This window comes from Xanthomonas sp., from assembly GCF_017163755.1.
Taxonomy (GTDB): domain Bacteria; phylum Pseudomonadota; class Gammaproteobacteria; order Xanthomonadales; family Xanthomonadaceae; genus Xanthomonas_A.
On record NZ_JAFIWC010000035.1, the window covers coordinates 41,376 to 51,115 of the forward strand.

The following is a 9,740-nucleotide window of genomic DNA, read 5'->3' on the forward strand; positions in this document are numbered from 1 at the left end:
CGCGGCTACTCAGGTGCAGCGTCGGCGCCTGGCGAAACCTCTCCCCCTGCGCCCGCGGAACCGCGGGCTGCACCGCGATCACCAGCCCTGGGCAGGCGCATGCGATCGGATAGCAGGCGGCGATGCTGCGCTCGACCGCAGCGTGCTAGCGCGCCGCCACCCGCACGCGCGCGCCCTCGGCCAGCAGCGCGTTGGGCGCCAGCACCACCTTGTCGCCGGCGGCCACCCCGGACAGCACCTCGATCTCCAATCCCAGGTTGCGGCCCAGTACCACCTCCACGTAGCGCAGCCGCTGGTCCTCGCTGACCTTGGCCACCTTCGCCGCCGCGCCGTCCTGCACCACCGCCGCCAGCGGCAGCACCGCCGCCGGCGCCGCGCGCGGCACCTGCAGGCGCACCTGCCCGACCATGCCGGCGGGCAGGCGGTTGTCGGGGTTGGGCAGGCGCAGTTCCACGCGCATGCCGCCGGCCTCCTCGGAAATGCGCTGCGCGGTGCGCACCACCTCGGCATCGAAGCGCTCGCCGGGCAGCTCCGGGAACGCCACCTGCGCGCGCAGGCCCGGGCGCACCTGCAGCGCCGCGCTCTGCGGCACGTCCACGGCGATGCGCAGCGGATCCAGCGCATCGATCCGGAACATCGGCACCGTGGCCGAGGCGGTATCGCCGACCACGCGGTCGCCGCGCTCGATGTTGCGCGCGCTGACCACCCCGTCGAACGGCGCGCGCACGCTGCCGAAGCCCTGCCGTTCGCGCGCGCTGGACAGCTGCGCGCGCGCCGCATCCAGCGCCGCCTGCGCCGCGTCGCGCGCGCCCAGCCGGCTGCTGTAGTCCTCGCGCGAGATCAACTGGCTGCGCAGCATCGCCGCGGCGCGGTCGTAGTTGCCGCGCGCCAGGGCCAGGTCGGCTTCGGCCTGCGCCATCTGCGCCTGCGCCTGGCGCACCGCCTGGTCGATCTCCGGCGCGGCGATGGTGGCCAGGACCTGGCCGGCGCGGACGCGGTCGCCCAGATCGACCAGGCGCGCGCTCACCAGCCCGGTGGCGCGCGCGTAGACCTGCGCGGACTGCCCGGCCTGGGCACGTGCCGGCAGCGTCAGCACGTAGTCGGCGGCGGCCGCGCGCGCCTGCACCAGCGCCACTTCGGGCGCCGCGGCGGGCGCGGGGACCGCGCGTCCCTTGTCGCAGCCGGCAAGCGCAACGCAGGCCACGGCCAGCGCCGCAACGGCGCCGGCCAGGTGCGGGAACGGACGCGGCGCGATCTGGATGGCATTCATCGTGAGACTCCTTCGCCGGCGGCGAGGCCATCGGCGGTTGCGGTTGCGGCCGCGGCGTGGCGGCGGTTGTGGCGGCGGCCGAGCACGGCCAGGATCGAAGGCACCAGCAGCAGCGTGGCCGGCGTGCCGAACAGCAGGCCGCCGATCACCGCGCGGCCCAGCGGCGCGTTCTGCTCGCCGCCCTCGCCCAGCCCCAGCGCCATCGGCACGATGCCGAGCACCATCGCGCTGGCGGTCATCAGCACCGGCCGCAGGCGCACCGCCGCGGCCTCGTAGGCGGCCTGCTCCGGATCGTGGCCCTGGGCGATCAGATTGCGCGCGAAGCTGGTCACCAGCACGCTGTTGGCGGTGGACACGCCGATGACCATCATCACGCCCATCAGCGCCGGCACGCTGAGCGGGGTGCCGGTGACGAACAGCGCCACCGCCGCGCCGGCGATCGCCAGGGGCAGGCCGGACATCGCCACCAGCGGCTGCAGCCACGACTGGAAGTTGACCACCAGCACCAGGAACACCAGCACCGCCGCCATCATCAGGCCCGAGCCGAGCTCGCCGTAGGCGTTCTGCATCTCGCCCGCCTGGCCGACGATCTCGATGCGGTTGCCCGGCTTGAGCCGGGTCTGCATCTGCACGGTGATGTCGGTCAGCGCCGCGTACACCGAACCGAGGTCGCGGCCCTGCACGTTGGCGATGACGCTCACGGTCGGCGCCATCATCACCCGTCCGACGCTGGCCGGCACCGCGCGCGGGGTCACCGTGGCGATATTGCGCAACAGCACGTTGCCGTTGGCGCCGATGCGCAGCGGCGTATTGAGCAGCGCGTCGATGCCGTCCAGGTCCTGCGGCAGCACCTGCAACTGCACCGTATAGGAGGTGGCGGTGGCCTGCTCCACCCAGTACACCGGGGTCACCGTGCCCGACGAGCCCAGCACCGCCAGTACCGCGCGGCTGGCGTCCTGGGCGCTGATGCCGAGCTGGGCGGCGCGGCTGCGGTCGATCGCGATGCGGTACTCGGGCAGGTCGAGCACCTGCCGCACCATCACGTCGGTCGCGCCGGGCACCTGCTGCAGCCGCGGCACCAGCTCGCGCGCCAGCGCCAGGTTGCCGGCGGCGTCGCGGCCGTTGAAGCGCACTTCCAGCGCGCCCACCGCCGAGCCGGCCAGGGTGCGGCCGGTGGCGTCGGGCGGACGCTCGAACAGGCGCACCTCCGGATAGCGCTGCGCGATGCGCGCACGGATCGCCTTCAGGTAGTCGGCGGTCGGCGCGTGCGGGGTGCGCAGCTGCAGCATCAGTTCGGCCTCGAACGCACCGACCACGGCGCTGTCCACCCAGGCCAGGTTGACCGCGTCGGGAATGCCGATCTGCTCGTAGACGGTCTGCAGCTCGGCCGGCGGAATGATCTGGCGGATCTCGCGCTGGATCTGCGCCAGCCGCTGCGCGGTCTGCTCCAGCCGGGTGCCCGACGGCAGCCGCACCTGCAGCCGCAGCTGCCCGGCATCGACCTGCGGGAAATACTCGCGCCCGAGCATCGCCGCCGCGCCCAGGCCCAGGGCCAGCAGCGCCAGCGCGGCCAGCGCCAGCACCCCGCCGTGGTGGCCGAGCCGGTACAGCAGCGCGTGGTGGCGCTCGCGCAAGCGCTCCAGCGCGTGCTCCATGCGGTGATGCAGGCCGAGCAGCGCGCGCTCGGCGGCCCAGCGCGGCTGCTGGCGGCTGCGGATGTCGGCCGGCAGCAGCAGGTAGCACAGCACCGGGATCAACGTGCGCGACAGCAGGAACGAGGCCAGCATCGCGAAGATCACCGCCAGCGCCAGCGGCGTGAACACCCACGCCGACAGCCCGGTCATCAGCAGGATCGGGGTGAGCACGATGCAGATCGACACGGTGGAGACGAACTCGGGGAACACCACTTCGGCGGCGCTGTCCAGGATCGCGCTGCGCACGTCCTTGCCCAGGGCGATGTGGCGGTTGGTGTTCTCCACGTCCACCACCGCGTTGTCGACCAGGATGCCGATCGCCAGCGCCAGCCCGCCCAGGGTCATCACGTTGAAGGTGTAGCCCAGCAGGTACAGCGCGGTCACCGAGGCCAGCAGCGCCAGCGGGATCGCCGACAGCACGATCAGGCTCGAGCGCCACGAGCCGACGAACACCAGCACCACCGCCGCCACCAGCAAGCCGACCAGCAGCGCCTCGTGGCGGATCGAGCCGATCGCGTTGTCGACGAACACCGACTGGTCGAAGATCGGCTCGATGCGCGTGCCCGGCGGCGCCGAGGCGGCGATTTCCGGCAGCCGCTCGCGCACCTGGCGCACGATCTCCACCGCCGACGCGCCGCCCATCTTGATCAGCGCCACCGAGACCGCGTCGGCGCCGTCCATGCGCGCGATGTTGGTCTGCAGCGCGCCACCGTCGCGCACGCTGGCCACGTCGCGCACGTAGATCACGTTGCCGCCGCGGCTGGCGATCGGCAGGTCGAGGAAGCCGGCGGCGCTCTCCGGGCTGGTCTCCAGCGAGATCTGCAGCTCGCGCGCGCCTTCGCGGATGTTGCCCGACGGCAGCGTCGGGCTGCCGCGCTCCAGCGCCCCGGTCACGTCCTGCGGGGTCAGGCCGTAGGTCTGCAGCGCCTGCGGGTCCAGGTCCACCATGATCTGCCGCGCCGCGCCGCCGTACGGCAGGCTCATGCGGATGCCCGGGATCGACTGGATCTGCGAGCGCAGCTGCAGGCGCGCGTAGTCGTACAGCTGCGCCTCGCTCATCGTCTCCGACGACAGCACCAGCTGCAGCACCGGGGTGCTGGAGACGTTGTTGCGCACCACCAGCGGCGGCGAGGTGCCCGGCGGCATGCGCCGCAGGATGGTCTGCGACACCGCGGTCATCTGCGCCAGCGCGCGCTCCAGGTTGACCCCGGGCTGGAAGTCGGCGCGCACGATGCCGATGCCGTTGAGGCTTTCCGAGCGCACCTCCTTCAGATCGTCGACGTTGTTGAGCACCGAGATCTCGGAGAACGAGGTCAGCTTGGCCGCCATCTCCGCCGCCGGCAGGCCGGCATAGGTCCAGATCAGGTTGACCGAAGGAATGCCGACCTCGGGCAGGATGTCGGTGGGCATGCGCCGCGCCGATTGCAGGCCGAACAGCAGGATCAGGAGGGCGAGCACGCCGATGGTGTAGCGGCGCGACAAGGCGTACTGGACGATCCACATGCGGACGGGCTCCGTGGGGGCGGGGGCGGCGGTCGCTGAGCGGATAGTGTGCGAAGCGCGAACATCGCCACAAGACCCGCCGACGACGCGGAGGCCTGCGGATGGCGGCTGCAGGCTCGGTGAAAATACGCTGTCCGCGCTAGCCCGTTGCTGCCGAAAGATTGCCCGATCCTGCACAACCGCCCAGCATCGCGCCGGCTCGCGCTACATTCGCGCAGGTCCGCCTTTTTCGCCAATCCCCCATGATGCCCCCTTCCTCCACCAACCCAAGCGTACCGCCCGCGGTGGCCGCGGCGCTGGCCGAACTGGCCGCGCGGATTGCCCGATCGACCGCCTCCGGCGACGGCGTCCACGCCACCGCGCTGGCCCCGCTGCAACTGGTGCGGATCAGCGCGCCGACCCCGTGCATGCCCACCCTCTACGAGCCGCGCCTGTGCGTGGTGGTCCAGGGCAGCAAGACCGCCACCCTCGGCGCGCACCACTATCGCTACGACCCGCTGCACTACCTGGTGGTGTCGATGACCCTGCCGATGCTCGGCCAGGTGATCGAGGCCAGCCCCGACCAGCCCTACCTGTGCCTGCGCCTGGACATCGACCCGACCTGCATCGCCGGGCTGCTGCTGGACAGCGCGGACAGCGGCGGCGTCGCCGGCGAAGCGGCGTACGCGGCGCAGGTCACCGCGCCGCTGCTCGACGCGGTGCTGCGGCTGATGCGCCTGCTCGACACCCCCGACGACCTGCCGGTGCTGGCGCCGCTGGCGATCCGCGAGATCCTCTACCGCGTGCTGCAGGGCGACCTGGGCGGGCACCTGCGCGCGCTGGCGCTCAACGACGGCCAGCCGCAGCGCATCGCCCAGGCGGTGGCGCTGCTGCGCGAGCGCTACCTCGACCCGCTGCGCATCGAAACCCTGGCGCGCAACGTGCACATGAGCGTGTCGGCGCTGCACCACGGGTTCAAGGCCGCCACCGCGATGTCGCCGCTGCAGTACCAGAAGCAGCTGCGGCTGCACGAGGCGCGGCGGCTGATGCTGCTGGAGGGGCTGGCGGCGGCCGCGGCCGCGCACCGGGTCGGCTACGAGAGCCCGTCGCAGTTCAGCCGCGAATACAAGCGCCTGTTCGGCGCCTCGCCGCGCGCCGAAGTGGCGCAGGTCCGCGGCGAGCCGGCACTGACGCTCAGCGCGGCAGGCGCCGCAGGATGAACTCCAGGTCGCGGGTCTGCCCGACCGGGAACTCGTAGGTGCCGACCTTCTCGAAGCCGTAGCGCGCATAGAACCGCTGCGCGCCGAAATTCTCCGACCACACGCCGATCCACAGCGTTCGCGGGCCTTCGCGCTCCAGCCAGGCCAGCGCGGTCTCGAACAGGCGGCTGCCCCAGCCGCTGTTCTGGTGCGAACGCAGCAGGTACAGCCGCTTCAGTTCGCCGTCCCCCGGCTTCGCCTCGGCGTGCGGCAGGCCGCACGGGCCGGCCGCGGCGTGGCCGACCGCCACGCCGTCGTCCTCCAGCAGCCAGACCGCATAGTCCGGGTGCTGCAGGATCGTGCGCTGCCGCGCCGCGGTGTAGGTCTCCTCGAGGAAGCCGTGCAGGTCCTGCGGCGAATACAGGTGCCCGAAGGTCTCGGTGAACGTGGCCGCGGCCAGCGCCGCGAGCGTGGCGGCGTCGTCCGCGGCGGCCTGGCGGATCGCCAGCGCCATCGCTCAGCCTTGCTCCGGCTTGGCGCGCACCTGCACGTGCACTTCGGCCAGCTGCTCGTTGCCGATCGGCGATGGCGCGCCGGTCATCAGGTCCTGCGCGCCGGTGGTCTTGGGGAACGGGATGACGTCGCGGATCGACTCGGTCCCGGCCATCAGCGCGGCGATGCGGTCGATGCCGAAGGCGATGCCGCCGTGCGGCGGCGCGCCGTAGTTCAGCGCATCGAGCAGGAACCCGAACTTGATCCGCGCCTCTTCTGCGCCGATGCCGAGCAGCTCGAACACCGCCGCCTGCATGTCGGTGCGGTGGATACGGATCGAGCCGCCGCCGATCTCGTTGCCGTTGAGCACCATGTCGTAGCCGCGCGACACCGCGGTCCTGGCGTTGGCGCGCAGGTCCTCGATGTCCTCCACCGCCGGCGCGGTGAAGGGGTGATGCAGGGCGACGTAGCGCCGCGCTTCCTCGTCGTACTCGAACATCGGGAAGTCGGTGACCCACAGCGGGCGCCAGCCGTCGGCGACCAGGCCGAAGTCCTTGCCGGCCTTCAGCCGCAGCGCGCCCATGAAGTCGGACACCTTGCCGTAGGCGCCGGCGCCGAAGAACACGATGTCGCCGTTGCCGGCGCCGACGTGCGCGATGAGCGCGGCGAAGGCCGCTTCGCTGAAGAACTTGGCGATCGGCGAGGTGACCTCGCCGTTGTCGCCGATCTTGATGTAGGCCAGGCCCTTGGCGCCGTACTTGGCCGCGTGCGCGGCGTACTCGTCGATCTGCTTGCGCGACAGGCGCGCCCCGCCCGGGATGCGCAGCGCGGCCACGCGGCCGTCGGCATCGTTGGCGGCGGCGGCGAACACCGCGAACTCGCTGTCCTTGACCAGCCCGGCCACGTCGACCAGTTCCAGGTCGATGCGCAGGTCCGGCTTGTCCGATCCGTAGCGGCGCATGGCCTCGGCCCAGGTCATGCGCGGGAAGCTGGGGTCCAGCTCGACGTCGATCACTTCCTTGAAGATGGCGCGGATCATTTCCTCGACGAAGTCCTGCACGTCGCGCTCGCGCACGAAGGCGAACTCCATGTCCAGCTGGGTGAACTCCAGCTGGCGGTCGGCGCGCAGCGCCTCGTCGCGGAAGCAGCGCGCGATCTGGTAGTAGCGGTCGAAGCCGGCCACCATCAGGATCTGCTTGAACAGCTGCGGCGACTGCGGCAGCGCGTAGAACTCGCCCGGGTGCATGCGCGCCGGCACCAGGAAGTCGCGCGCGCCTTCCGGGGTGACGTTGGCCAGGATCGGGGTCTCGATGTCCTGGAAGCCCCTGGCGTCGAGGTGGCGGCGCAGCGCCTGCACCAGCTTGATGCGGGTGCGCTGCATGCGCTGCATTTCCGGGCGGCGCAGGTCCAGGTAGCGGTACTTCAGGCGGGTTTCCTCGCCCGGGTTCTCGTGCGCGTGGAACGGCAGCGGCGCGGCCTTGTTGAGGATGGTGATGCGGCTGGCGATCACCTCGACCTGGCCGCTGCGCAGCTTGTCGTTGACCGCATGCCGCGCGCGCACCACGCCTTCGACCTGCAGCACGTCCTCGTAGCCGAGTGAGGCGGCCACCGCGAACACCTCGGCGTTCTCCGGCTCCACCGTCACCTGCACGATGCCTTCGTGGTCGCGCAGGTCGATGAAGCACACGCCGCCGAGGTTGCGGGCGACATCGGTCCAGCCGGCCAGGGTGACGGTCCGGCCGATCAGGGTCTCGTCGACCAGGCCGCAGAAGTGGGTACGCATCGAAAACTCCAGGAAGGACATCCGCCGCAGAAGGCGCCGGCAAGCCGGATATTCTGCGGTGCGGCGGCGGCGCGGGCAAATCGCGCCGCGGCTCATCCGGCCTTAAGTCGCCGTACCGCTATATTCGGCGCACACAAACGTGTGCCGGAGGGGACCCATGTTGAAGCGACTGAGCGGATGGCTGGTGGTGGCGGGACTGGCCCTGGCCAGCGGACCGGTGGCGGCGCAGAGCACGCGCGCCTATGCCCCAGAGGACCTGCGGCAGCTGTCGGTGCCCGGGCGGGTGCGGGTCATCGAGCGCGAATACGCCGACCAGTCGCGCGGCCGGCAGATCCCCGACGACCAGTTGGAGTTCTACCTGGACCAGATCGACCGCGGCTGGGGGTTCGGCCGGGTCAAGCAGGACATCGCCACCTCGCTGCGCGGCAGCAGCGGACAATGGCGCCCGCAACCGGGCTCGAACTCGCAGACCATCGCCTGCTCCAGCAACGACCGCAAGCGCCGCCAGTGCGCCACGCCGTTCCGCGGCCGCGCGGTGCTGGTCGGCGCGCTGTCCGACTCGCCGTGCATCGAGGGCCAGACCTGGGGCTCGGGCCCCGGCGTGGTGTGGGTGGACCGCGGCTGCCGCGGCCGCTTCGCCGAAGGCCGCGGCGGCTGGGGTGGCGGCAACGGCGGCGGCGGCCCGGTCGGCGGCGCCGGCACGATCCGTTGCGAGAGCCAGGACCAGCGCCAGCGCGTGTGCAACACCGGCTGGCGCAACGCGGTGCTGGTGCGCCAGCTGTCGGACACGCGCTGCATCGAGGGCCGGACCTGGGGCCAGCGCGGCGGCAGCGTCTGGGTCGACGGCGGCTGCCGCGGCGAATTCGCCGAAGGGCGCGGCGGCGGCGGCAGCGGCGGTGGCGACTGGGGCCCCGGCCAAGGCCGCCCGCCGGTCGATGGCGGCTATACGGTGACCTGCAGCAGCGACGACAAGCGCCGGCGCAGCTGCGCCTGGGACCCCCGCCAGGGCCGGCCGGTGCTGATCCAGCAGCTGTCCAGCACGCGCTGCGTCGAGGGCCGCAGCTGGGGCTACGACGACCGTGCGCTGTGGGTCAGCGAGGGCTGCCGCGCACGCTTCGGCGCACGCTGAGCGGGTAGCGCGCAAACGCAAACGGCCCGGAGGCGACTCCGGGCCGTTCGTATTTGCGGGGCGCCGGTTCAGGTCGCGGCGGGCTTGGCGGCCGGCGCCGGCGTGGCAGCGGCAGTCGCCGCAGGCTTGGCCGCGGTATCGCTGGAGGCGGACGCCGCGGCCGGCTTGGCGTCGCCGCCGTTGCCGCCGCTGGACTCGGCCAGGTTGCGCTTCTTGTCGCCATCCTTCTTGAAATCGGTCTCGTACCAGCCGCTGCCGGACAGGCGGAACGACGGCGCGGTCAGCTGGCGCTTGACCGCGGACGCGCCGCACGACGGGCAGGCATCCGGATCGGGATCGGAGAGTTTCTGCAGGCGGTCGAAGCTGTGACCGCACTCGGCACATTGGAAAGCGTAGATCGGCATGGCGGCAAAAACGCGAGAGGAACAGAGGCCGCCAGTATGGGGCCCGGGCGCTGGCTTTCAAGCGGCGCTGTCGCATGGCCGCCAAGCCGACGAAAGCCCCTCTCCCACCGGGAGAGGGGTTGGGGTGAGGGTACGGCGCGAAAGCGTCTCGCTGAGCTGAGTGCACGAGGCTCCGCCCGTACCCTCATCCAGCCCTACGGGCCACCTTCTCCCAAAAGGGGGCCATGGTCCCGATGGGAGAAGGAACAGCCGCGGCGTGCCTTAGCCCCTCTCCCACCGGGAGAGGG

At 72.0% G+C, this 9,740-nt stretch carries 7 protein-coding genes; 2 read left to right on the forward strand and 5 right to left on the reverse strand.

All coding sequences use genetic code 11. From position 1 onward, the window contains the following. Window positions 1–145: 145 nt before the first annotated feature. Window positions 146–1,270: an efflux RND transporter periplasmic adaptor subunit gene (locus JR065_RS19095; RefSeq protein WP_206236014.1), complete on the reverse strand. Its 1,125-nt coding sequence runs from the start codon at window positions 1,268–1,270 to the stop codon at window positions 146–148. Continuing rightward, complete coding sequence (locus JR065_RS19100) at window positions 1,267–4,467, reverse strand: efflux RND transporter permease subunit (RefSeq protein WP_206236015.1); 3,201 nt, start codon at window positions 4,465–4,467, stop codon at window positions 1,267–1,269. Before JR065_RS19100 ends, JR065_RS19095 begins: the two co-directional genes overlap by 4 nt. 245 nt (window positions 4,468–4,712) lie before the next feature. Between JR065_RS19100 and JR065_RS19105 the strand changes: the two genes are divergently transcribed. After that, window positions 4,713–5,666 (forward strand): AraC family transcriptional regulator, encoded by a 954-nt coding sequence (locus JR065_RS19105; protein ID WP_206236016.1) that lies wholly within the window; start codon window positions 4,713–4,715, stop codon window positions 5,664–5,666. Here JR065_RS19105 and JR065_RS19110 read toward each other — a convergent pair. Further along, window positions 5,641–6,159: a GNAT family N-acetyltransferase gene (locus JR065_RS19110; RefSeq protein ID WP_206236017.1), complete on the reverse strand. Its 519-nt coding sequence runs from the start codon at window positions 6,157–6,159 to the stop codon at window positions 5,641–5,643. The two genes, JR065_RS19105 and JR065_RS19110, sit on opposite strands and share 26 nt — an antisense overlap. Window positions 6,160–6,162: 3 nt before the next feature. Next, window positions 6,163–7,920, reverse strand: coding sequence for an aspartate--tRNA ligase (gene aspS / locus JR065_RS19115; protein ID WP_206236019.1), 1,758 nt, complete (start codon window positions 7,918–7,920; stop codon window positions 6,163–6,165). A gap of 157 nt (window positions 7,921–8,077) precedes the next feature. Between aspS and JR065_RS19120 the strand changes: the two genes are divergently transcribed. Next, complete coding sequence (locus JR065_RS19120; protein ID WP_241093763.1) at window positions 8,078–9,049, forward strand: DUF3011 domain-containing protein; 972 nt, start codon at window positions 8,078–8,080, stop codon at window positions 9,047–9,049. 68 nt (window positions 9,050–9,117) lie between these two features. Here the strand turns inward: JR065_RS19120 and JR065_RS19125 are convergent, their stop codons facing one another. Next, window positions 9,118–9,453 carry an FmdB family zinc ribbon protein gene (locus JR065_RS19125; protein ID WP_206236020.1) on the reverse strand — a complete coding sequence of 112 codons (336 nt, stop codon included), beginning with the start codon at window positions 9,451–9,453 and terminating at the stop codon, window positions 9,118–9,120. Window positions 9,454–9,740 lie beyond the last annotated feature (287 nt).